A 22,519-nucleotide genomic window follows, 5' to 3' on the forward strand; every position below is an offset into this window, starting at 1 on the left:
CCAGTGATCGTCAATGACCGCTTTCGTCCCGATCCGTCGATGGGTCGGTCGGAGATGGAGGCGCTCCAACAGGACATCGCTACCGAGGCTGTCTTCGAGGATGCCATCGACTTCGATCCGACTGCTATCACGGTCGATCATCCCGCTCCGACTGCGCCCCTCGTCGCCGGTGTCGATCAGGCATTTCTCGACGATCGGATCGTGAGCGCCATCGTTCTCACACGGGGGAGCGAAGTCGTAGAACGCACGTACACCGTTACGCCGATGGAATTCCCGTATATCCCCGGTTTGCTCTCTTTTCGTGAGGGTGGTCCCATCCTCGATGCGTTCGAGACGCTCGAAACCGAGCCACACGTGATCGTCTTCGATGGCAGTGGACGCATCCATTTCCGACAGGCTGGCTTGGCCACTCACATTGGGAGTGCCCTCGATCTCCCGGCGATCGGCGTGGCGAAAAATCTCCTCTGTGGTCGCCCTGTCGACCCGACCGACGCACTCGATGCGGGAGAACGGGTCGAGATCGTTGCTGATGAATCCGTGAACACTGCCGATGGAACTGTCATCGGCCACGCACTCCAAACGCGTCAGTACCCGAGCTACCGTATCAACCCGGTGTATGTCAGCCCCGGCCATCGCCTGAGTGCTGAAACCGCCACAGACATCGTCGATCGGTGTCGTGGTGAGTACAAACTCCCAGAGCCGACACGACTGGCAGACGCCTACGCGGACGAAGCGAAAGCGGAGGTTAAGTAGGAGTCCCTCCGAATGCATCTCGTATGGCAAAGACGGTGCTCATCACCGGCTGTTCGTCCGGTGTCGGCAACGAGACCGCTCGTGCATTCTTAGATGAAGGTTGGACAGTCTATGCGACCGCGCGGAATACTGATGATATCGCTTCGCTCGAAGAAGCGGGCTGTGAGATCGCATCACTCGATGTGACCGACGAGGAGGAAATCTCGGCGGTTGTCGACCGCGTTATCGACGAGCACGGTCGTATCGATTGTCTCGTCAACAATGCGGGCTACGGACAGTTTGGTCCAGTCGAGGACGTTTCGACCGATCTCATCGAAGCGCAGTTCGATGTGAACGTTTATGGACCGCATCGTCTCACTCGTGCGGTTCTTCCACACATGCGCGAACGCGGAGAAGGAACGATTATTAACGTATCGAGTGCCGCCGGACGGGTCTCTGTGCCGGGGATGGGTACCTACTGCGGTTCGAAGCACGCACTTGAGGCGATGAGTGATGCGCTCCGCTCGGAAGTCGACGCTCACGGTGTCGATGTCGCGCTCGTAGAACCAGGACCGGTGTCTACGTCGTTCGCTGACCGAGCCAACGACGAACTCAAGAAGCTCGATCAGTCCGACGCCTACGATACCGTCTATCGGTTCTACGAGGACAGCGAAGTGTTCGGCGGACAGACGCCCGTTGCCGTTTCACCGGCGAAGGTTGCAGAAACCATTCTCGAAGCTGGCGTCTCACCTGCTCCTTCCGCGCGCTACCCTGTCGGATCAGTGAGTATTCTTGCGGATAAGACCCGGTACCTTCCCGACAGCATCCGTGATGCGGTCTATCGACAACTACTCCGATTGCTGTGAGCCGAACCGTCGCACTCGACTGTATCGAGTCCGGCATCGCAGCGGCCGATCCCGAGCGAGCACTACGCCGCCTGCAACTGGAGACAGAGACCGATCGACTGCTCGTTGATGCGGACAGCTCGATCGATCTCTCTCGCTTCGATCGCATTGTCGTCGCAGGCGGCGGGAAAGCGTCTGTCGCGGTCGCTCGTGGACTCGAAACTCTTCTCGGCAGTCGAATCGACGAGGGAGTCGTTGTTTCGGATACTCCGCCCAACGCGGCGCTCGATCACATCGAGGTCTCCGTTGGTGATCATCCTGTTCCGAGCGAACACGGTATCGATGGCACGAATCGCGTTCGCTCGTTGCTCGAAGACGCCACTGAACAGACGCTCGTGCTCGCCCCCATCACCGGTGGAGCAAGCGCGCTGCTCGTTGGTCCTGTCGATGGTGTCTCGCTCGATGATCTTCAGGCGACGACGACCGCGCTCCTCGAAAGCGGTGCATCGATCGACGAGATCAACGCCGTCAGAAAGCGGCTCTCGGACGTGAAAGGTGGAGGGCTGGCACAACTGGCTGCACCCGCGACTGTGCTTGCGCTGCTCGTCAGCGACGTTGTCGGTGACGATCTGGCGACGATCGCAAGCGGCCCGTTCACGCCTGATCCGACGACAAACGCGGACGCACGCTCCGTAATCGACCGCCACAGCATCGACGCACCAGATTCTGTCCGGACGCACCTCGAACAAGACTCTGAACAAAAAAGAGTGACGACTGCTACGAGCACAGCATTCGAACACGTCCAAACCACGATGCTCGTGACGAATCGGACGGCGGTCGATGCGGCGGCTGAGACAGCGCGTGAACACGGGTACCGCCCGCTCGTTCTCTCAACATCAATGCGCGGCGAGGCGAGCGAAATCGCGCTCTCTCACATCGCTTGCGTCGAGGAATCGCTTTCGAGCGGCGATCCGGTTGAGCCTCCTGCCGTCATTCTGTCGGGTGGCGAAGCGACGGTCACCGTAACCGGCGACGGGCAGGGTGGCCCGAACATCGAATTCGCCCTTGCTGCTGCAATCGATCTTCCCGATGGTGTGTGTCTCGCGAGCGTCGACACCGACGGCCGTGACGGGAGCACAGACGCCGCAGGAGCGGTCGTCGATGCAGACACGATCGACGACCAAGCACTGGCTCGAAACGCACTCGCGGACAACGACGCCTACTCGTATCTTCAGTCGCGGGAGGCACTCGTCTCTCTCGAGAGCACGACGAATGTAAACGATTTACGAGCGTTCGTCATCGACGCCTAATCGAGACAGGCTGCGACCACCCGAAGCATCGACGGCCCACGGATTTCTGCTGCGAACAGCGGGACGCGTTTGATATCTCGGCCACGGAACACTTCTTGAGCACGCTGGATCGCTTTCTGTTGACTCTGCCACCGACTCTGACAGAAATCACAATCGTCGACGTTCGGCGTCACGAACCAATCGACTCCCTCTCCTGTTATCTGTTCGAGATCTTCTGTGATCCGGTTGACAACGACTGTTCCCGTCGGAATACCGAAATCATCCAGACGATCGAGGAGCCGTTCTGATTCGATGACGCTCATCTCTTCAGGAACCATCACGACCCGAAACTCCGTGCGTTCGGGATCACGGAGCACCGACCGCAGGCGCTCAATTCGGTCGCTGAGCTCGTCAAGCTGGTCCATCCCGTGTGTGTCCTGATTACCGAACGGACCGGGCATGTTCCCGAGTGCATTCTGAATCTGATCACGAAAGGAGAGAAATCGCCCCATCATGGAATCCATGAGTTCCGGAAGCGAGAGTAATCGAAGCGTGTGTCCGGTCGGTGCTGTGTCGACCACAACGCGGTCGAATCGTGGATCGTCGAGGTATTCGAGAAGCAACTGCATCGCAGCCGTCTCGTCTGCCCCCGGCATCGCAGCTGGATTCATCGGATACGGAGACGCACCCATCCCCATTCCCATTCCAGATTCTGTTCCCGGTCCTGTCCCTGCTCCTGCTCCCCCTTCGGGTCCCATCCCCATTCCGCTCTCGTCCATCGCTTCGAAGATGTCGCCGATGTTTCCGTGTCCGAAGTCGAACGGCGAGTCGGCTGCTTCGGGATCGATTTCGACACCGTATAGCGGGTGTTCGTCGCTGATTCGAGTCGGTTCGCTCGGAACTGGCAGCTGAAGAATATCCGAAAGCGAGTGTGCTGGGTCAGTCGAGATGATGAGTGTTGCAGTGCCGCCATTTGCGCTTGCCAGCGCAGTCGCTGCTGCGCACGTTGTCTTTCCGACACCACCTTTTCCGCCGTAGAGGACGTATTCCGGCGCGTCGATCCCAGACGGGACGGTGGCTTCGGCCACCATTTCCTCCTTGCTCGCATCGATCGATTCGATGGAATCGACCGCCTCGACCTCGATGTCGCTCATGCTCGAACTACCCAGTCACGACTTGTGTACCCGTCGATCTATGGACCGACAGCCGATCGATAGCCCGGTTCGAGAGTCTGTACTGACATCGATTCTGGTGCCGACCGTGGCAACGAATGCTGATTGTGGTGCTCTCGATCCTGAGGTTGGTGTGCGAGTGCGGACTTAGTTTTTCCCTTTGACCGGCCACTGCGGGAAGATCGGCTCTTCTAAGCGTGCTATTTCATCGTCTGTCAGTGTGATCGTGATTGCATCCATGTTCTCCGCTAAGTGATCGAGGCTGCGGGGCCCAATGATTGGGGCGTCGACTACGTCTTTGTGCAGCAGCCACGCGAGACTGATCTGTGCTGGTGTCGCGTTTCTTTCGTCAGCGACTTCGTAGACCTGCATCGAGGACGTTCCTGTCTCAACGATCGAGAATCCGACCGGCTTAGAAATACGCCGCGAGTCTCGATGCGGCTTGCTCGACACGGGGTGTGACGAGCGCGAATCGGAGCCAGTCCTCGCGTGTCTGTCCGAACGCCTCGCCGGGCATGCAGGCGACGCCAGCTTCGTCGATCAGTCGCTTTGCGTTTTCGAGCGATCCGGGATATCCTTCGAAACGCGCGAGGACATAGAAGCCTCCGTCGGGACGAGTGTACTCGGCTCCTGCGTCATCGAGCGCGTCGGTGAACGTTTCAATTCGTTCGGCAAGTCGGTCCCTGTTTTGGTTGTAGTACGACCGATCGGTTTCACGGAGCGCCCGGTAGACGGCGTACTGGGCCGGTCGGCTCCCAGTGACGTTAGTGAGCATATGCCGGGTACGCGCCGCATCGACCAGCCGTTCGGGGAGAACAGCATAGCCGACGCGAAAGCCAGTAATCGCCATCGACTTCGAGAAAGAGTTGGTCACCACCCGGTGAGTGGATTCGATCGAGAGCGCGCTCTCGAAATTCCCGGTAAAATCGAAGTGGTCGTACACCTCATCGCTCACAAGCAGCGCGTCATTCGCCTCGGCAATAGCAACGAGTTCGGCCATCGTTTCTGGATCGTAGACCGCTCCCGTCGGATTGTTCGGTGAGTTCACGACGATGAGTGCCGTCTCCTCGCTCGCTTGCTCGCGGACGAGTTCTGGATCGAGGCTCCCGTCCGCAGCGACTGGAACCAGCGATTCCGTCCCGCCGAGCAGCGTCGTTCGACCCGAATAATACGGATAGACGGGATCTGTGAGAATAACCTCTTGTCCACTGTGAGTGGCAAATCCGCACGCCATCGAGAGATGATTCGCTTCACCGGCTCCGTTCGTGATGATGACTCGCTCAGTCTCGACGCCACGGCGTGCGGCGATCTCTTCACGAAGTGGAGTGAGACCTTCACTCGGTGGATACTGGAACTCGGAAACGTCGTGCTCTGCGTACTCAGTAAGCGCTTCACGGAGGGAAGCGGGCGGCTCCCAGTCGGGATTACCACTCACCATATCGACAATATCACGCTCGGCCGACTCCGCATACGCCATCACGTGATAAAACAGTGGCCGCTCGTATTCCATGCTCCTACTGATTGTGCCCCGATCCTGTCTCTTTCGCTCTCCGGCGGTGCATACATGGCCTTTCATCTGCTTTCTTCTGATATGACCGAGGAATTCGAACGGAAGCAAGAACGACGTGATCCAATTGAGGTGCGCGTCGGTGCTACACTCCGTGAGCGTGACGTGACCGTTGCCGTTGCCGAGTCTTGCACCGGTGGTCTCATCGGCTCGCTGCTCACGGATGTAGCAGGTTCGAGTGATTACTTCGATCGGTCGGTCGTGACGTACTCCTACGATTCAAAGCGTGAACTGCTCGCTGTTTCGAGAGAAACGCTCGATGCACACGGCGCAGTGAGCGAACCGGTAGCTCGTGAGATGGCACGCGCGGTCTGTGATACGGCTGGCACGACGTGGGGCGTCGCCACCACTGGCGTCGCCGGACCGGACGGAGGGACTGACGAGACGCCCGTTGGTACCGTATACGTCGGCATCTCGAACGCGGCTCCGTGGGGAACGAAAGCGTCGAAAACGACGGCCGAACGCTACGTCTTCGAGAAGCCGGAAACGCGAACCGAGTTCAAAGATCGATTTGCACGACAGGCGCTGTCTGACCTCCTCGCACGCCTCCAGAACGAGCAGTAGGAAATTCGAAAGCTTTCTACCCCTATCGAGCATCACCCCGGTCGTGAATAAACACGGACACGTCCTCAACGGTCTTCTCCTCGGCATTGGACTGGGGTTCATTCTCGCACCCGATGGCAGCGTCGAGACACTCCGGATGATCGTTGCAGTAACAGTCCCTGTCTCTCTCGGTGCGCTCTTTCCCGATATCGACACCGAGTTCGGGAGACACCGGAAAACGTTGCACAACCTCCCAGTCCTCGGGATGTTCATCGCGTTCCCGTTCGTATTCGATAATCTACATTATGTGTGGATCGGTGTGCTTACCCACTACGTCCTCGATGTCGTCGGAAGCAAACGCGGAATCGCCCTATTTTATCCATTCGAACAAGAATACGGCTTTCCAACGGGAGTAGCAACGAAGAGCCAATACACCAGCGTCGTCACGCTCGTCATCACAGCTACTGAACTGATCATTGTGTTCACCGTTGTGTACGGAGCAGGACGGTACGGCTGGACGGTCCCGGCAGTATAATCAGATTTATCACACCGACGACACTGGGAAAATTTCCGCTCTCTGTGAATCGGCGACAGCGGCAGGGTAATGGTTCGTGTTCGTTTGTGTCCGTGTCAATAGACGCGCACGTCGTCGAATCGCCCTTCGTACGCGATGTGTCCCGGGTGGGTTGGTTCGGTCCCTGAGAGGAGGATTCGATCGATCTTTCCCCACGTATTCTCATAGCCCAGATGAGCGAACTCCGTCGCACAGCGGACGTGATGTTCGAATCCCGACCGATGGAAGATTCGTCGCGGTGCTCGGTTTTTGAGTACTCTCACAAGGTCTTCGATGTCGTCGATCGGCGCTTCGAACGTCGTCCACGCCTCTCCAATCGTTCCTCGAAGGTGGGCGTACGAGGCTGTGAATCCTGGTAGACCGGTATCGCGTGCAATTTCCTGTGCACGCACGTTATGGCGCTCTCTGTGCTTTGGATTGTACGTCTCGACTGCGTGGACAGTGTATTCGCGGATATCGCTTTCGTCGAGACTGACTGTGAGAAACTCGGGATGGGGGGCGAGAACAGCAGCTCCCTGCCGTTGGAGTTCTGTCATTGCCCCCGACAGTGTGATGAAGTCGGGAATCGGATCCGTGAGTCCGATCGCGAGAACGTGCTTTCGCGTCCGCCAGTCGCCCGTAAATATCTCACGAGCGGGATAGACATCGAGGTCGTCGTCTGAGAATGCCTCAGCCTTTGCTCGAATGTTAGGAAACCGAGTAAAATGTGGCGCGTAGACAATGGCGTCGAGTCCCCGCGCTTTCGACCGCTCGACGATCGACTCGTCGAGAATCTTCACGTGCATATCAATTCGAACCTCGCCCCCTGTCACGGTACTGGATACTCACAGTCGAATGATAACGATGCCGTTCCAGAGACGCAATTGAACCAACTGTAGTTCAACGCATTATATACTGTTCGCCTGTGATAGCAGGTGGGCACCGAAGCTTGCTTTCGTCGAGAAATCGAACGCGAGCAGCGTGCGCCAAAGCTTCTCGGAGCGCTACGTTATCGATCTTCGCTGTCGAGCACGCGGATCTGGTCGCCCCGCACGGTCACCGGAATCGGGACCGTCGCTTCGTACAGTTCGACAGTCACCTGATCTTTGCTCTCATCGATGCGCTGTACTTGCGCTTTTTCGCCTTTGAACGGACCAGCGATGAGTTCGACGATATCGCCTTCGGCGATCCCCTCGACATCTGGTTTCGGTGAGAGGAAGTGTTCGACCTCGACAATCGAGGATTCACCTTGAACGAGACCGCGTGCGTGCGGTATCTCGTCGAGGATGCGGTCGAACACACTCGAATCGTCGGCTTCGACCATCACGTAGCTCGTGAGGGAGTCGGGCGCAAGCGCCGCGTGAACTGACGATTCCTCGCGGTTCATGATCATATCTGCGACTGTCCGCTCCTGACTTGCGGTCGTTTTGACTGCGTAAATCGACATTAGGCACCACCTGGTAGGATCGTCATGAAGACGAAGATGATGAACCCGAGGAGCCCGACAAGCACGATTCCCGCACCTGCGACGAGCGACACCTGAGAGAACTCCTCTGTTGATGGTGTGCTGGCGAGTTTGAGCACACGAATGTACGAGGAGAGGTTCTTCGGGATGTTCATACAGACTCTTGCAGATGGTCGTTTTTCTATCTTTCTACCGCGTTATCCGAGATGGTGAATAAAATATAAATACATTGTCAAATATAATTTCTGCGACAGAGGACATCGAACGAGGCTTCTCTCACTGCAACTGAAAGGAGTGTCATTCGATGTAGTCGATCGAGTCTTCAGCGGACGATCGTGTGCGTGCTTCACGGTCTGCTTCGCTGCGTCCGTAGATTTGGGGCGACTCGACACCAGTGACGACGACCATTGTTTCCATCCGTTGCTCGAACTCTGAATCAACGGACGCTCCCCAAATGATTCGGGCGTCGCTATCGATGCGCTCGTAGATTTCTTCGACGACTCCTTCTGCTTCCTCGATACTCATACTGGGGCCGCCAACCACGTTGATAAGCGCGCTACTGGCGTTCGAAAATTCGACATCAAGCAGCGGCGAACGAAGCGCAGACCGGATAGAGTCCCGTGCTTTGTTCTCAGATTCGGACTCGCCGAGACCGATCATCGCAACCCCCCCGTTCTCCATGATCGTTTTCACGTCGGCGAAGTCGACGTTCACGAGACCGGGTTTGGTGATGAGTTCTGTCATTCCCTTCACCGAGCGCATCAACACACGATCGCAGATTTTGAATGCGTCCTGCAGCGGAAGATTCGGCGCGTAATCGAGCAATCGATCGTTCGGGATGACGATTACCGTATCTGCGACCGATCGTAGTCGTTCTAACCCTGCGTCGGCGTTCGACCGTCGTCGTTTCCCTTCAGCAGTAAATGGGATGGTGACGACAGCGATGGTGAGTGCACCGACATCTTGGGCCGCCTGCGCGACGACCGGTGCAGAGCCAGTTCCCGTCCCGCCACCGAGACCGGCTGTAATAAACACCATATCAGAGTCGTCCATCGCGGCTGTGATGTCGTCTTTGTTCTCTAAGGCAGCTTCTTCGCCGATTTGGGGGACAGAACCTGCACCCCGACCGCCAGTGTGTTTACGACCGATGAGAATCTTAGAATCAGCGGATACCTGTTCTGCAAGATGTTGAGCGTCGGTGTTGGTTGCAATAAGCGTCGCTCCGTGGATACCCTCTTCTGCCATCCGTGTAACCGTGTTGCTCCCAGCGCCGCCACATCCAAAGACCGTAATTTTAGTTTGCAGATCGCTGACAATACCCGCAAGCTCGTCATCGGTCATCGTTCCGGACGTGCTGATGTCGGCCTCGGTGTCAGTGTCGGCCCCGTTCCCGCGTGGGAGATCCTCCTCCTCCCCCTCGGCCTCGTTGATCGCGTCCTCGATGATCGAGTCCATGCCTGCGTGGGATAACAGCAACGTCGGATAACTATCTTTCGCCAGCAGTCCGACGTGTGTCAGACATTCATATGGATGAAAACATGTATGTCTGTCGTTCTCGAACGTCGCCCGGTGTCACGGTCGTGTTATCGATTTCGACAGTCTGGCCATCTGAGAGCCGACCGAACGCCGGCCCTTCAGGAACGCCTTGTTCTCGGGCTAGTGTGGGTGAAAACGCCGTCCTGTGTGCGACAATCTGATCACCGTCACGTTCGACATCGTCGTACTTCGTATCGAGAACTGTAATAAACTCTTCCATAAGATCGTTTCGGTCTACCGATTCCGGGAGAACGACCGTTTTGCCGAGCTTCGTCCCACCTTCGACGGTCGTGACAGCTATTGAATACGAGCGGATGGTCGATAGTATCCGTTCGTGGTCGATGCCGTTCACCTCTGCGAGAAGACCCGACGGAAGATCGAGCTGTGAGTATGATGTGTGTGGATCTTGGTCGTCGTTTTCAGTCCACAACTGTCGTGCGCTGTCGCCGAACCGGAGTCCGTTTTCGATCGCCATCACGTCTCGTTCGAGTTGTTTTACGAGTTCGAGCGGAACGCCTGTCGTTTCTTTCATCCACGTTTCGCTGACGATCGGGTAGCCAAGCGATTCGACGGTTCGTTCGAGAGCAGGAGCAGTGCCGTCGATGAGCGCGTATTCGGCGCTACTCTGTTCGAACGCCTGCTCGAGAACAGCTCGGTTTGCGTTCTCGGTCGGATCACCCATCGCATCGAGCGCCCAGTCAACAGCGACGTGGCCGACCGCCCAGTCGGTGTCACGAACGACGCGTTCGAATCGCGGGACGTAGTGCCCGCCACCGAACCCGACGACCGTCCGTTCGCGCTCGGGGTCGACGCCGCGTAGATCGAGAATAGCTTGTGCGACCGCGCGTGCGCCATCTGGATCATTCCACTGTGATTCGTCGCTCCCCAATTCGACGAACAGAGACGGCGTATCGAGTGTTGTTGGACCGTGGTGGGTTCCTTCTAATCCGACGTCGTACCCGGCTGGGGCGTGTTCTGTGAGCGCCGTGAGTGCTTTTGCTTGCGCGTTTGGCGCGGCCCGGGCCAGATCGTGGTCGTGGCCGCCGAACTCTGCCGGACCAAAATTCCCCGTTGGATGGGCCGTCAGTAGCGCTCCCGTTTCACCAGCGTGGCGCGAAGCGAACACGATCAACGAGGGATCGCAGAACACCTCATCGACAGCATCCAGATGAAGATGAAGCTCATCGAAGATCCGGAGTTCGACGTCTTCGAGCCGGTAGACGGTACTGTCTCCGTCGACGTCGGACTGTGTCTCGTGCTCTTCCCAGTCTGCGAGGGCAAGAAGCTGCTCGCAGATGTGGAGCGAAGCGCTGTCAGCGCGGCTAACGACGATGCCGATCACATCCGCACTCGATCGCCGTCAGGGTAAAGCTCATCGGGTTTCTGTGCTTCTCACCGAGTCAGAAATGGAACTGCTTAATGGATCCCCTCCGGTACGCTCGATATGGTTTTGTCATCTTCGATTCCTGTCGTTCCGTTATTCTCCGGCTCGACAGCCATGAGCACCGTCCTGTTGCTTGGTGTTTTTGCATTGTTCTTGCTCGGTGCCGAAATATTCACTAACGGCGTTGAGTGGCTCGGTCACCGCCCTAGGGTAGGCAGCCCAACAGGGAGCCCCCCCGGTGCAGTACTCTCACGGTTGCGCACACCGCTTTCGACCGAACGTCCTGAGAAGTTCAACAGCGATCTCTGGGTTTCGCGGGATACGGATCCGCTTGCTCTTGATAAGAGCACCGGCGCAATAGCGTTTCACAGGTCGATTTTGATCACACTCGGCATTCTGTTTACGTCGTGGCTCTCGTTCCACTGGGATATAGCGAGCTTTCTAAATGCCGTCTCGGCTATCCTCGCGATTGTGTGTGGTGTGATCTTCTCCTACCGTCTCCACTCTCTCGACACAAAGCGAATGCAACCAGCACCGTTTCTCGTCGGTGGTCAGTTCTATCTGCTGCCCATCGGCGGTGTATTGTACCACGTCTTCGCTCTCGGACTGACCAACGTAGCAGGACACTAACACCTCAACATCAGCATTCACATGAACGTATTTGGACTACTCGGCAATCCTGTCGGCCATTCGCTATCGCCACCGATGCACGAGAGTGCGTACGACGCGCTCGGTATGGATGCCCGTTACGTCACGTTCGAACCCCACCCCGACGATCTCGAACGGGCGCTGACCGGTGCTCGGGCGCTCGGAATCGTCGGTCTCAACGTAACGATTCCGTTCAAACAAGACGTGCTCTCGTTCGTTGATCCGGATCCGCTCGCTGGGCGCATCGGTGCGGTCAACACCATCGACATAGCGGAGGGAATCGGATACAACACCGACGCAGAGGGTGCTGTGAGAGCGTTGCGCTCGCATGATGTGGCGCTATCGGGGACAGCCGTCGTCGTTGGTGCCGGTGGTGCTGGTCGGGCCGTCGCGTTCGGTCTTGCGGACGAAGGGATGACCGTCCGTATCGCCAACCGAACCGTCGAGCGAGCGAACGAACTCGCACAAGACGTCCCAAACGCATCGAGTCACGGACTTGATTCCCTTTCGGAGATCGTTGCGGAGGCAGACGTACTCGTCAATGCAACGAGCGTGGGAATGGATGAGGATATATCCCCAGTACCCGCAACAGCCCTCCATGCGGATTGTGCTGTCCTTGATGCTGTGTATACACCGATCGAAACACGCCTGCTGAGAGACGCACAACGAGCGGGCGCAACGACTGTCGATGGCGGGTGGATGCTCCTCTATCAGGGTGCAGTCGCGTTCGAACACTGGACTGGCCGCGACGCCCCGATCGATTCCATGAACAACGCGCTCCGTGATCGACTGTAGCTGTTCGATTCGGTCCAACTCGATACCCCGAAACGCGCCCGTTCGATGTGCATTTGAACTGTGAGCGATCGGGTACGTATTTAAGTAGTGCGCCTCACTATCACCGCCCATGAACCTACTCGATAAGATCAAGTCAGTTCTTGGAATGGGGAAGCCGGAGTCAGAATCGACAGAGGGTACCATCAAGACGTCAGATGAACACGATGTTACTCCATCACACGAAGCTGACACCAACGGTGCTGCAGACGTCACTGCCGAATCCAGTGGCGGTCGTGAGACAACTGCTGAAACCGATGTCAGTACAGAGGCGGATGCCGATCCGAGCGGAAACACCGAACCCGACTCCGGTGACGATGATGGTGATGACGATGACGATGGTGACAGTGACGGTGATGATGGAGCTGATTCGACAAGCTCCGATTTGGACAGTGGTGAGGAGGCGGGAACGCTGGTCGATACGGATGCCGGTGTCGAACCTGCCGAAGCGACGGGGAACGCCGACACGGAGACAGGTCCGGCGGCAGAACCCGCGGAAGCAGCGGGTCCCGTCTCCGATTCCGGCACTGGTGATGGGTCGGGAACCGGGCCAGCCACCGGGATAGAACAGACAGAAGACGAATCAGAACCGGAGACGGAGACGGAGTCTGTGTCTGGGAGTGAACCGGATAACGCATCTGACGAAAACGAACCAACGGAAACAGCTGTGGAGGAAGCAAATGCAGAAGGAGCGGATGATTCCGAAGGAGCGGATACCGGAGCTGCGTCGGCTGACGATGTGGATGCGGATTCAGATACCGAATCGACCGAGGATGTCGGGACGCAGGAGTCAGTGAACGTCATCAAAGGAGTCGGACCGACGTACGCCGAGACGCTTGCAGAAGCGGGCATCGAAACGGTCGCTGATCTTGCTGTTGCTGATTCTGAGGATCTTGCGGCGGAGACCGATATCTCTTCGAAGCGTATCGATCGTTGGGTCGGACGTGCACAGCACCGGTGAACACTCGATTATACACAATTCTACGCGAATTTGGTCTGTCTTCAGTGGTTGTCAGGCGTGTGATTACGGCGTTCGATTCGACGAGTTCGACCGAGTCCGCCGTGTAGTAGCTCTCGATGCTGCGGATTAGTAGCCGTCTCTTCTGAATACGATGTCTCGTACCACTAGAATACTACTCTTCTCTCGTGTACAACGGGAGACTGGCTCGACCACAGTTTGCTTACATCGAAACATCAACACGACGACACGCGAGGGAAAGGATAACCGAAACGTTCTGCCGACGCTGTCTCCGAACAGAGACTAATGCAGTATCACGTAAATGGTCGGCTCGTCTCCGCCGAAGATGCGTCGGTAAGCGTGCTCGATCGAGGCTTTCGCTACGGTGACGCGGCGTTTGAGACGCTGCGAGCGTACGGTGGTGCGGTGTTCGCGTGGAGTGCTCACCGGGATCGACTCGAACGCACCTGTGAAACGCTCGGGATGGCTGATGCGGTTCCCGACGATCTCGCGCTCCGAATCGCAGAGACCCTCGATGCAAACGATCTCGAAGATGCCTACGTCCGCGTTTCTATCACCCGCGGTATCCAGCCGGGGAAACTGACGCCACGAACGACTGTCGATCCGACGGTCGTTGTTGTCGTCGACAGCCTCCCGCGCGGCGGACGAAACGGCCAGTCCGTCTGGGACGATCACGCAACCGTTCAGACCGTTACAACCCGTCGGATTCCCGACAGTGCAATCCCTGTCTCGGCGAAGACGCATAACTACCTGAACGGTATTCTCGCTCGACTCGAACTCCGGCGCGCGACGACAGAGTCCTACCATCCTGACGAAGCTCTGCTTCGAGACACGGACGGCTATATCGCAGAAGGCGCAACGAGCAATCTCTGTTTCGTCGACAACGGCACGCTCAAAACGCCACAGCGAGGAACGATCCTTCCCGGTATCACACGCGAGATCGTCCTCGATCTCGCTGCCGACGAATCGTTTCCTGTCGAGACCGGTCGGTACACTCTCGATGACATCCGCTCTGCTGATGAAGCGTTTCTCACTAATACGACGTGGGAACTCCGGCCGGTCGAAACCGTCGACGGACTCGATATTGGTGGGGGACCGATTACGACGCTTCTCTCGCGACTGTTCGATGACCTCGTCGAACAGTACTACTCGGAGTGAGTTGGTTCTCTGGCGTCTTGTCTGACTACGCCATCGAATTCGAGGACGTAATCGGTTCCGAACGCCGTTGATGGCGTCTGATACCCGTTCGGCGTCTCGCCATCGAGTGCTCGTCGAGCGCTCTCGACGGCTGTTTCGGCGGTGAGTGTGTACCCGTTCGGTGTCGTGAGCCGCGCGATGAGCCGCTCTTCACCATTTGAGACTTCACCCCACAGACGGCTCTCTCCCTGCTGACGTTCCTCAGCGTCCGGTCCATCGATCGCTCTCTCGATGAACGATCGAAGACCATCCTTGACGAGTGAGTTCGTGAGAAGCGGTCCGAGGTGCTGAGAGAGTCGAAGCGCACGGATGGCCTGTGGAGGAAGTGCCATGTAGAATTCGATATTTGGGATGCCCGTCGTCCGGTCGGCAGTCGAAACGTCGCCCCACGGGATTGTCACTGCGGTTCGTTCTCGATGACCGAAGTCGATTGAGCGGCTTTTCCACCCCGGCGGTGTTCGTCGTATCTTGCCGTCTTCACGGACGGCACCGCCCGCTTCGAGTCCCTCGACCATCGTCAGGGCGGTTCCAGGTGACGGAGCGCCGAGGCTATCGAAACCAAGTGCGAGGTGGGTTGCTTCAGGAAGTGCATTCCCAAGGTGCGATGCGAGACAATCTGACGGCACCACATCGAAGCCGACACCCGGAAGGAGCGTCACTCCTGCCTCCTCTGCCCGTTCACTGCGAGACGCAATGGCTTCGAACACCTCGATCTCCCCAGTGATGTCGAGATAGTGTGTGCCTCGTGAGAGACACGCCTCGACGATTGGTTCGTGTGTGTGGACGAACGGACCAGCACAGTTGAGTACAACATCGAATTCCGCTATGTGTTGCGCTACGATGTCGGAATGTTCGAGACCGAACACCCTGCAATCGAGTCCCCATTCCGTCGCCTGCGCTTCGAGCTTGGCCGTATCTCGTCCAGCGAGGACGGGCTCAATCCCCTGTTCGATCGCTCTTTCGACAACGAGGCGACCGGTGTACCCGTATGAACCGTAAACGAGCAATGTATCCATACCTGCGAATTCTTGCTTCTTCGATATAACCCATCCGCAAATCGATATCTGAGAGCTCACGTGATGATACGGCCAAACCGCTGTTCTCGAACGAGCGTGATCTGGCTGGTCTATTTCCGTCTCTATCGATTTCCAGTTGTCACAACCGGCGATTTACCTCGATTTCCACGCCATTAATTACTATCCCTCCTCTATCCGTGACTATGCCCAAGACAGTCGAAGCAAAATGTACGAACGGAGAGTGTGAGTTGGACATGATGGAACTGCACTACACGTATGACATGAGTGATGACACAACCACCGACGACTTCGTCTGTCCGTACTGTCGCTCGGATGCACTCGAAGAAATCGTTCTATAATATTCGCGGTATTTTGTCTCCGCACAAGCGATAAGCACGTTCGAATCGTAGATCGGCGTATGCTACGGGAATTCGGTGAACGGGTCGAGAGCGTCGTACTGGACGGTTTGGGGCGATCAGTGAGTCGCATCCAAGAACAAAAACCACTCTCTGTCGATCTCTTGGAGGATGATGAGTCCTATATCATCGTGTTCGATGCGCCCGGAGCGACGAGCAACGATGTTGACGTTCGATTCGATGATCGAACCGTTCACGTCCGTGTCGATCGCTTCCGTGACACCTACGAGGGGTTCGATATGAAGCTTCGTGGCCGCGGGTTGTCACTTTCCGGGTCCGTTTCCCTTCCGGAGCATGCGTCTGTCGACCCAGAATCGGCGACAGCAACGCTCACCGATTCAGGAACCTTACAAGTGACGTTGCCAAAAACCGGTTCCGACTCCGCTGACGACCCGATTCGCATCGAAACCGACCGGACACAGAGCAAACCCGATCACGATTCAGATTCGGATTCAGACGCTGATTCTGACTCTGACTCTGACTCCGTCGATTCAGACGACTCTGGTGGGGCTTCGGATTCGAGCGAATAAGTCACTCGAACGCAGTGAGTCCTGTGGCTGGATAACTGACGACCGTATCGACGCCCGCGTCGTGGAGGGTTCTGATCCGTTCACGGACTGTCTCTCTGTTACCGACAAGCGCGAAATCCTGTGCAGCAGTGAGGAGGATATCACGAGCTTGCCCGGTTGCCCGACGATCAGTGACTGGCGCTGTAGTAGAACCGGATTTGGATGTTGATTCAGTGGCTGCGTCAGTAGTGGTGTCTGATGATGCCTTGGCTATTGCTCGTCGTACGATTTTCCGTCGTGCGACGTATCCACCGACGGCGTCGAGGATCACGTCGTCATCGTCGGAGAGAACGGTCGGTGCATAGACTGCGATTTCGCCGTCGTATCCCACAGAACGGAGCGCACGAACTTCGCTGAGTGTGTGTCGGGAGAGGAGATCGTACTGAACGCCACCAGCCGCAAGCGCGAGTCGTTCGATGCCTTCGGTACCGACCCACGGACAGGGTGCTGGTCCTGCTGTCGATCTGGACGACGCAAGCGCTGCTTCAAGTCGTGGTGCGACTGCCCGGCTCCGTTCTTCATCGCTCAGGTACGCCGCATTTCCGGCGACGAACACGCGTCCGATCTCGTCTGGCATCCAATCAGCCAGCGCGCTATCACCCAGCGGATCGAATCCGTTCGCACGAACGGGTGTCGTGAGATACACGGTTGCGTGCTCTGTGAGCGTATCAAGTGTGTCTCGGCTCGGGAGGTGTTCGCGTCCTTCGTAGTCGATAGTGATTGTATCGATTTCGAATCCAGCAGCGCGAGAGACGTCACACTCTGTCGGTTTCAGCGCGATAGCATCGAACCCAACGCTGGAGAATGATTGTGCAGTCAACATTCGTCTCCTCCGGTCGAAAATACGCTATACGCGGCGCGGAACGCGATCTGCCGTGAAAACGACCATACGACACAGTTGGGTGGTCTGCGCAAAAACGTGTCGTTCGAGGCGAGCGTTACAACACACCGACTGTTACCAGACCCGTATATTCAACCACTAACTGAATATACTGTAATCTCATTATTTATCATTCTTCGTGTCAGCGCTACTGATTCGGTGTGCGGATCGCACGGCAGTGCCCACGATGGGCGTTGTACTGTCGTATTTGTCCACGGCTGAATTTAGAATGCGTCGTATTGATCCATCGTGTTTTGCAAGGTACAGAATTACCTCAAAAGCAGCCCAACATTGAGTCGTCATGTCCGATGCAATGCCAGAGGAATCGGGAGCGTCGTATTTGGTCTTCGGAGCAATTGGTTCTGTCATGCTCGCGCTGTACGAGTATTACGCTCGTGACAATCGACAACGAGGTGTCTTCATTGGATTGTGGCCACCGACAATGATCGGATTTGCAATCTACCTCCGCCTGCACGAATCGGATTCCGAGTAAACCGTGGCTTTTCTGTTGGCAGTCGTACGTTATTTCGAAAACACACCTACGGAGTTGTGAGTACTGCGTGGATAGTGATCACGTCGGTAGATCCGCATCCGGATCGACCCGGCGGTCGGCGTCCGGGGGCAGGTCCCAATCGGTCACGAGTTCGAGAAACTGGACGAGAATACGAGCTGTTGCGCCCCAGACGGTGTATCCATCGACATGGAAGAAGTGGAGTCGGATATCACCGTAGTGAGGGTGATCGCGCTGTTCCGATTCGTAGTTCGAGCGATCAGTCAGTGCATCGACTGAGAGGACTGCAATCTCGGCCACCTCACGTTGGTCGGGAAGATACTCACGATCGGGGATCTGAGCGACGAACGGACACACTGAGTAGCTCGTAACGGTCCGAATATCATCGAGACGGCCGACGACACGCGACTCACCCTTCCGCAGTCCGATCTCTTCGTGGGATTCACGGAGTGCAGTCTCACAGAGATCTGAGTCGTGTGGCTCGCGTCCACCACCGGGAAAGCTCATCTGGCCAGGATGCTCTCCGAGATGGTCGGCGCGCTTTGTAAACAGGAGGTACTCTCCGGCCTCACGCGCGATGACAGGTACGAGAACTGCAGCTTCCCGTTCCTCATCGCACACAGCAACCGGCTCGTGCGTACTCACCCGCGAAAGATCGACAGTCGGCGTGAGCTGTCCGTCCCGTGTTGAACGGTCCATGTAGTGTATGCTACCTCCTCAATTGCAATAACAGTATTTGTGATCACACGAATACGTATTTCAAATGTATCAGGAAATGCTATAAATGAATCTTCTTTTACTCGTTTAGTGGATGACTGTCTTGCTGTTCTCTGTTCCCAACCACGACTGATCTCTATAGAAACACGAGTAATCTATGTATGCTATCATTAGAATTCAGATGAATTTGTAGTCGAATATACGAATCAACATATATATTGAGATTATCAGTTCCAGTTGAAACAAAGGGGTACGAGTTCCGATACCTGATCGTAGAATACGTCATAAAATGGTGGGGAATTCATCACTGTTGAGTGAGGGTATCAATCAGGGAGAACCCATCGATGGCTGTACGAACGTACGAAGGATTGTGAGATGTCCTAACAAGATCTTGATAGCCGTGGGAATCAGAAACTAAGGTCGGAAATGAGCATTTCAGGTGTACTCGTATAACTTACCGAATGGCCGTTCCAGCAAGAATTTAATGTAGGAAAGTTAAGTATTATACACCAAATTTATGTGCGATTATGTCGGAATATCCAACTGGTCCTCATCATGGATAAGTTGGGAGACCGCTACCGTGTGCCAGAACACACGGTTCCAATGTGTTCGAACCAATGTCTTTTTTGACAGCTGCGTGCGGCCTCCGCCCACATCTATTATACAATGGTATTTAATATTCGTGTATAGTTCCATATTGACCATTTACGAATGATAGTATACTTGTTGTTGATTGATAGATGGGATACTACTGCCCAATTGTCCAATGGCTTCCAATTTTGGCCAGCCACGGGCTTTGGAAGCATACATCAGACCCCGGGAATTCAGAGATATTGTTTTGTGGATGGCCTTTTACTTCAATCAGCGAGCAATTCTCGTGCATTCGCCAATTCGACCGGTCCCCACGTTTCTAAATCGTAGCTCACGTCTATCAATCGGTTGATTGCTTCTTCATCCTCGGTAGCGACAGCTCGGGCTGCCTCCGTTCGAAAGCGCTCCTCAACTGCTCTGCCGAGCCGATCACGGTCGACCTTCCGAGATTCGATATCCATGATGTGTGGAAGATCCGTTCCACCGTCGGGGATCACCGGGAAAGCGGTTGGTCCGACAGTGAGTGCATCCTCGCTCTTGACAAGATGATACGATTCGATGGCTGTGTCGATCAGCGACTCGTCGGGTGGGTCTTCGCTTTGCTTGAATGCGAGTTCGACGAGTGCGGTCTTGAGTTCGGGTCGGGTGAGTGCACCGAAGAGATCGACGACCCCTGCGAGTTCGTCGGGTGAGAGATCGATTGTCATATTTGCTCATTCATGTCCAATCGTGCGGCATTGCTCACTGCATGTGGGTCGATGGGTGCGTTCTCCCACGCAGGCAGGCGCGTGTCCTTCTTAGGAGGTTGCACGGCCTTTGCGTACTCCTTGATCTGTCCATGCTCGGCTGTGCTGTCGTAGTCCAACCCATTAAACGCCGCGTCCTCGGCATACTGGTTGATGAGCGTTGTTGCTGTCTTGTGATATCGTTCGCGTAATAATTCATAATCCGGGTGAACGCCGTTGTCCGCGAGCGCGTGAAACAGCGCAGCACCGACTTCGACGCTCATCCCTCCGAGGCCTTGCGGTCCGCCGACCGCTCGGTGATCGTGTTCGTGAACGCCGAGATCAGTCTGTGCCGACCCCGCGAATCCCGCGTGTTCGAATGCGTTTCCAAGCACGCCGACTTCGAGACCCCACCCACGAGGCAAGCGCAACTGTCGAGCGAGCGCAGTTGTCATCGCCATCTCGCCCGCAAGAGCGTATCGGAACGCAGCGAGATACTCGACGACCGGAGCTGACTGGCGTTCTGCGAGCGCACGCACGATCGGAACGTAGAAGAGCCGAAAGAGTCGGCCATAGAGCTGATTTTCCTCGATGCGGGCATAATAGCCCTTCACGAACGAGTAATCTCGTGCGAGGGGAAAGAGCAGTCGGTTGATGTGGCGCTCTGAGTACGTCTCGGTGTCGGCGTCGTGGAATACGATGTACTCATTGTCGCTTGCAACACCGATTGCGAGCCAGACGTCCCGTCCCTTTCCGTGCGGACCGTCGAGCCCTGCTTTTCTGAGTCGTTCCTGTACCCGAGGGCCACCGCACCAGACCGTCTCACACGCGAACTCATAGCTTGAGAGCCATTCGTGTATCTTGCTCACATTCTGCTCATCCGCGCGCAGTGCGACGACGACGCGAGCTGGATCGACCCGTTCGAGCGTCGTCAGGATGCGCTCGGTCGTGTGACTAGCGTGAGCGTGTTCGGTCATCGGCACAACGACGCTCGTTCGATCGGTCGGTGCGTCGGGAACGGTATCAGCAAAGTCGTGCAGCGTCGTTACCCGCTCCTGAACGTATTCCATTACATATGAGTGGTGCCCTGCGGGGCAAAGTCTCATCTATCCGCGGAACTGTCCTATTCGATTGGAAATCGTCCTGTGAGATACACGAAGACGAACACAGCGAGAACCGCGACGATGAGTCCAGAGAACGCATAAAAGACATCGTTAAACGGATGACCTGTGCTGATGAGGTAGCCGAGAACTGAACTTCCTGAGGCCTGCACGATCATCATGCTGCCACTGTAGATCGCGTATGCGCTTGCCCGATTTTCATCTGGGAATGACGAGAGGAGAAACGTATCGATGGCCGGAAACATGCCGTGGATAACGTAACCGAGAACTGCGCTTATGATGAGCAATGAGAGATAGCCCGTGGTAGCGGTGAGCGCGAGGAGACAGCACACAAACAGGCCACAGATGACGAATACGAGCGGAATGTTTGGTATTCGGTCGGCGAGGTTCCCTGTGACGAAGAACGCTGGGACGCCGGCTGCGAACAGCACCGTCAACAGCCCTTGTGCGGCCGGTTGTGAAACGGACTTAGACGTGATCATATACGTGATGTAGAAATTGAATACACCGTTCCAGACGAACCCTGTTATCCCGATAATTGTGACGCCGACGAGAATAATCCGCCACTGCTCGCGTGCTGCATTGACGAAGTCACGATCACCTGCACCGGCCGCCGGCAGCTCTGTCCGATACGCGATTACGAAGAAAATGACCGTCGCGAGTGCGCCGACGCTGGCAAGTACTCCAAACGCGAGTCGCCACGATCCGAGAAACAAGACGGCACCGACAACCGGAGCCGCGCTGACAGCCGCGAGCTGACTCGACATTCCGTGGGTACCGAGTGCCTTTCCGACGCGCTCTGGAAACAGTTCGCTTACGAGTGGATTTGCAGCGATGAAATACGCGCCACTCGACACTCCAAGAGCGAATGCACCTCCCATCAGGACCTCAATGTTCTGTGCGACTGCTGAGAACGCCGCTGAGACCGTGAGAATTCCTCCTGAAACGAGGACAACGTGATGGCGCGGTACTTTCGTGAGCGCGTATCCAACAGGAATTCGAGGGAGCGCACTCCCTAACCACACGAGAGTAGCGAGTAGTCCGATGGTAGCATCTGTCACACCAAACGAAATCTTGAGTGGCTCCAGCAATGGCGAGAAAACGACTCTCGCCAAATTGACGAGGAACACCATCGAACACATCGAACCAAACAAACGAGAACGCGACACATTCGATGCTCGGACACTCTCAACATCAACACTTCCGAAAGCGGTCGAAACTGATGGTTCCTT

26 protein-coding genes are annotated in these 22,519 nt (G+C 56.3%); 12 read left to right on the top strand and 14 right to left on the bottom strand.

The window, feature by feature from the left end:
- Nucleotides 1-39: 39 nt before the first annotated feature.
- The 3 genes from MW898_RS17535 to MW898_RS17545 are packed head-to-tail and all read left to right on the top strand — an operon-like array spanning nucleotide 40 to nucleotide 2,887.
- A complete protein-coding gene (locus MW898_RS17535) occupies nucleotides 40-753 on the top strand; it encodes an endonuclease V (protein ID WP_248909803.1) in 714 nt (237 codons plus the stop codon).
- Between the two features lie 23 nt (nucleotides 754-776).
- A complete protein-coding gene (locus MW898_RS17540; protein WP_248909240.1) occupies nucleotides 777-1,598 on the top strand; it encodes an SDR family oxidoreductase in 822 nt (273 codons plus the stop codon).
- A complete protein-coding gene (locus MW898_RS17545) occupies nucleotides 1,595-2,887 on the top strand; it encodes a glycerate kinase type-2 family protein (protein ID WP_248909242.1) in 1,293 nt (430 codons plus the stop codon). Before MW898_RS17540 ends, MW898_RS17545 begins: the two co-directional genes overlap by 4 nt.
- Here the strand turns inward: MW898_RS17545 and MW898_RS17550 are convergent.
- The 3 genes from MW898_RS17550 to MW898_RS17560 form a co-directional block, all read right to left on the bottom strand.
- The gene (locus MW898_RS17550) at nucleotides 2,884-4,020 is read right to left on the bottom strand and encodes an ArsA family ATPase (RefSeq protein WP_248909245.1); all 1,137 of its coding nucleotides are present in this window, start codon (nucleotides 4,018-4,020) and stop codon (nucleotides 2,884-2,886) included. The genes MW898_RS17545 and MW898_RS17550 overlap by 4 nt on opposite strands.
- A 165-nt stretch (nucleotides 4,021-4,185) precedes the next feature.
- Nucleotides 4,186-4,491, bottom strand: coding sequence for an aldo/keto reductase (locus MW898_RS17555; protein ID WP_248909247.1), 306 nt, complete (start codon nucleotides 4,489-4,491; stop codon nucleotides 4,186-4,188).
- Nucleotides 4,451-5,548, bottom strand: coding sequence for a pyridoxal phosphate-dependent aminotransferase (locus MW898_RS17560; protein WP_248909249.1), 1,098 nt, complete (start codon nucleotides 5,546-5,548; stop codon nucleotides 4,451-4,453). The genes MW898_RS17555 and MW898_RS17560 overlap by 41 nt, the downstream gene beginning before the upstream one ends.
- 81 nt (nucleotides 5,549-5,629) lie before the next feature.
- Between MW898_RS17560 and MW898_RS17565 the strand changes: the two genes are divergently transcribed.
- Both MW898_RS17565 and MW898_RS17570 read left to right on the top strand, forming a co-directional pair.
- Complete coding sequence (locus MW898_RS17565) at nucleotides 5,630-6,169, top strand: CinA family protein (RefSeq protein WP_248909251.1); 540 nt, start codon at nucleotides 5,630-5,632, stop codon at nucleotides 6,167-6,169.
- 43 nt (nucleotides 6,170-6,212) lie between these two features.
- Nucleotides 6,213-6,683, top strand: a complete 471-nt coding sequence (locus MW898_RS17570; protein WP_248909253.1) for a metal-dependent hydrolase — start codon at nucleotides 6,213-6,215, stop codon at nucleotides 6,681-6,683.
- 95 nt (nucleotides 6,684-6,778) lie between these two features.
- Here MW898_RS17570 and MW898_RS17575 read toward each other — a convergent pair whose 3' ends face one another.
- The 5 genes from MW898_RS17575 to MW898_RS17595 all read right to left on the bottom strand — a co-directional run bounded on the left by MW898_RS17575 (nucleotide 6,779) and on the right by MW898_RS17595 (nucleotide 11,044).
- Entirely contained in the window at nucleotides 6,779-7,507 is a 729-nt protein-coding gene (locus tag MW898_RS17575; protein ID WP_248909255.1) for a PHP-associated domain-containing protein, read from the bottom strand.
- A gap of 203 nt (nucleotides 7,508-7,710) precedes the next feature.
- The gene (locus MW898_RS17580; protein WP_248909257.1) at nucleotides 7,711-8,148 is read right to left on the bottom strand and encodes a transcription elongation factor Spt5; all 438 of its coding nucleotides are present in this window, start codon (nucleotides 8,146-8,148) and stop codon (nucleotides 7,711-7,713) included.
- Entirely contained in the window at nucleotides 8,148-8,321 is a 174-nt protein-coding gene (locus MW898_RS17585) for a protein translocase SEC61 complex subunit gamma (protein ID WP_248909260.1), read from the bottom strand. Before MW898_RS17585 ends, MW898_RS17580 begins: the two co-directional genes overlap by 1 nt.
- 142 nt (nucleotides 8,322-8,463) lie before the next feature.
- A complete protein-coding gene (ftsZ, locus tag MW898_RS17590) occupies nucleotides 8,464-9,621 on the bottom strand; it encodes a cell division protein FtsZ (RefSeq protein ID WP_248909262.1) in 1,158 nt (385 codons plus the stop codon).
- Nucleotides 9,622-9,688: 67 nt separating this feature from the next.
- Nucleotides 9,689-11,044 carry a D-aminoacyl-tRNA deacylase gene (locus MW898_RS17595; RefSeq protein WP_248909264.1) on the bottom strand — a complete coding sequence of 452 codons (1,356 nt, stop codon included), beginning with the start codon at nucleotides 11,042-11,044 and terminating at the stop codon, nucleotides 9,689-9,691.
- Nucleotides 11,045-11,146: 102 nt separating this feature from the next.
- Here MW898_RS17595 and MW898_RS17600 point away from each other — a divergent pair, with 102 nt between their 5' ends.
- The 4 genes from MW898_RS17600 to MW898_RS17615 all read left to right on the top strand — a co-directional run bounded on the left by MW898_RS17600 (nucleotide 11,147) and on the right by MW898_RS17615 (nucleotide 14,702).
- Entirely contained in the window at nucleotides 11,147-11,716 is a 570-nt protein-coding gene (locus MW898_RS17600; RefSeq protein ID WP_248909266.1) for a hypothetical protein, read from the top strand.
- A 21-nt stretch (nucleotides 11,717-11,737) separates the two neighbouring features.
- A complete protein-coding gene (locus MW898_RS17605; protein WP_248909269.1) occupies nucleotides 11,738-12,529 on the top strand; it encodes a shikimate dehydrogenase in 792 nt (263 codons plus the stop codon).
- Between the two features lie 109 nt (nucleotides 12,530-12,638).
- Nucleotides 12,639-13,526: a helix-hairpin-helix domain-containing protein gene (locus MW898_RS17610; protein WP_248909271.1), complete on the top strand. Its 888-nt coding sequence runs from the start codon at nucleotides 12,639-12,641 to the stop codon at nucleotides 13,524-13,526.
- Nucleotides 13,527-13,829: 303 nt separating this feature from the next.
- Entirely contained in the window at nucleotides 13,830-14,702 is an 873-nt protein-coding gene (locus MW898_RS17615) for an aminotransferase class IV (protein WP_248909273.1), read from the top strand.
- On the opposite strand, the gene MW898_RS17620 is transcribed toward MW898_RS17615, so the two are convergent.
- Nucleotides 14,690-15,757 (bottom strand): saccharopine dehydrogenase family protein, encoded by a 1,068-nt coding sequence (locus MW898_RS17620; RefSeq protein ID WP_248909275.1) that lies wholly within the window; start codon nucleotides 15,755-15,757, stop codon nucleotides 14,690-14,692. The two genes, MW898_RS17615 and MW898_RS17620, sit on opposite strands and share 13 nt — an antisense overlap.
- A 203-nt stretch (nucleotides 15,758-15,960) precedes the next feature.
- Here MW898_RS17620 and MW898_RS17625 point away from each other — a divergent pair, with 203 nt between their 5' ends.
- Together MW898_RS17625 and MW898_RS17630 are read left to right on the top strand one after the other, a co-directional pair.
- Nucleotides 15,961-16,116: a DUF7559 family protein gene (locus tag MW898_RS17625; RefSeq protein WP_248909277.1), complete on the top strand. Its 156-nt coding sequence runs from the start codon at nucleotides 15,961-15,963 to the stop codon at nucleotides 16,114-16,116.
- A 59-nt stretch (nucleotides 16,117-16,175) separates the two neighbouring features.
- The gene (locus MW898_RS17630; protein WP_248909279.1) at nucleotides 16,176-16,703 is read left to right on the top strand and encodes an Hsp20/alpha crystallin family protein; all 528 of its coding nucleotides are present in this window, start codon (nucleotides 16,176-16,178) and stop codon (nucleotides 16,701-16,703) included.
- 1 nt (nucleotide 16,704) lies between these two features.
- On the opposite strand, the gene MW898_RS17635 is transcribed toward MW898_RS17630, so the two are convergent.
- Nucleotides 16,705-17,565: a DUF7388 family protein gene (locus MW898_RS17635; protein ID WP_248909281.1), complete on the bottom strand. Its 861-nt coding sequence runs from the start codon at nucleotides 17,563-17,565 to the stop codon at nucleotides 16,705-16,707.
- Between the two features lie 358 nt (nucleotides 17,566-17,923).
- On the opposite strand from MW898_RS17635, the gene MW898_RS17640 reads away from it, so the two are divergent.
- The gene (locus MW898_RS17640) at nucleotides 17,924-18,115 is read left to right on the top strand and encodes a hypothetical protein (RefSeq protein ID WP_248909282.1); all 192 of its coding nucleotides are present in this window, start codon (nucleotides 17,924-17,926) and stop codon (nucleotides 18,113-18,115) included.
- A 78-nt stretch (nucleotides 18,116-18,193) separates the two neighbouring features.
- On the opposite strand, the gene MW898_RS17645 is transcribed toward MW898_RS17640, so the two are convergent.
- The 4 genes from MW898_RS17645 to MW898_RS17660 all read right to left on the bottom strand — a co-directional run bounded on the left by MW898_RS17645 (nucleotide 18,194) and on the right by MW898_RS17660 (nucleotide 22,429).
- The gene (locus MW898_RS17645; protein ID WP_248909284.1) at nucleotides 18,194-18,832 is read right to left on the bottom strand and encodes an NUDIX hydrolase; all 639 of its coding nucleotides are present in this window, start codon (nucleotides 18,830-18,832) and stop codon (nucleotides 18,194-18,196) included.
- An 875-nt stretch (nucleotides 18,833-19,707) separates the two neighbouring features.
- Nucleotides 19,708-20,142 (bottom strand): DUF7109 family protein, encoded by a 435-nt coding sequence (locus tag MW898_RS17650; RefSeq protein WP_248909804.1) that lies wholly within the window; start codon nucleotides 20,140-20,142, stop codon nucleotides 19,708-19,710.
- 2 nt (nucleotides 20,143-20,144) lie between these two features.
- Nucleotides 20,145-21,236, bottom strand: a complete 1,092-nt coding sequence (locus tag MW898_RS17655; RefSeq protein ID WP_248909286.1) for a glycosyltransferase family protein — start codon at nucleotides 21,234-21,236, stop codon at nucleotides 20,145-20,147.
- 53 nt (nucleotides 21,237-21,289) lie between these two features.
- A complete protein-coding gene (locus MW898_RS17660; RefSeq protein ID WP_309242241.1) occupies nucleotides 21,290-22,429 on the bottom strand; it encodes an MFS transporter in 1,140 nt (379 codons plus the stop codon).
- Between the last annotated feature and the right edge of the window lie 90 nt (nucleotides 22,430-22,519).

Origin of the sequence: Halocatena marina, assembly GCF_023276375.1 — an archaeon.
Classification (GTDB): domain Archaea; phylum Halobacteriota; class Halobacteria; order Halobacteriales; family Haloarculaceae; genus Halocatena; species Halocatena marina.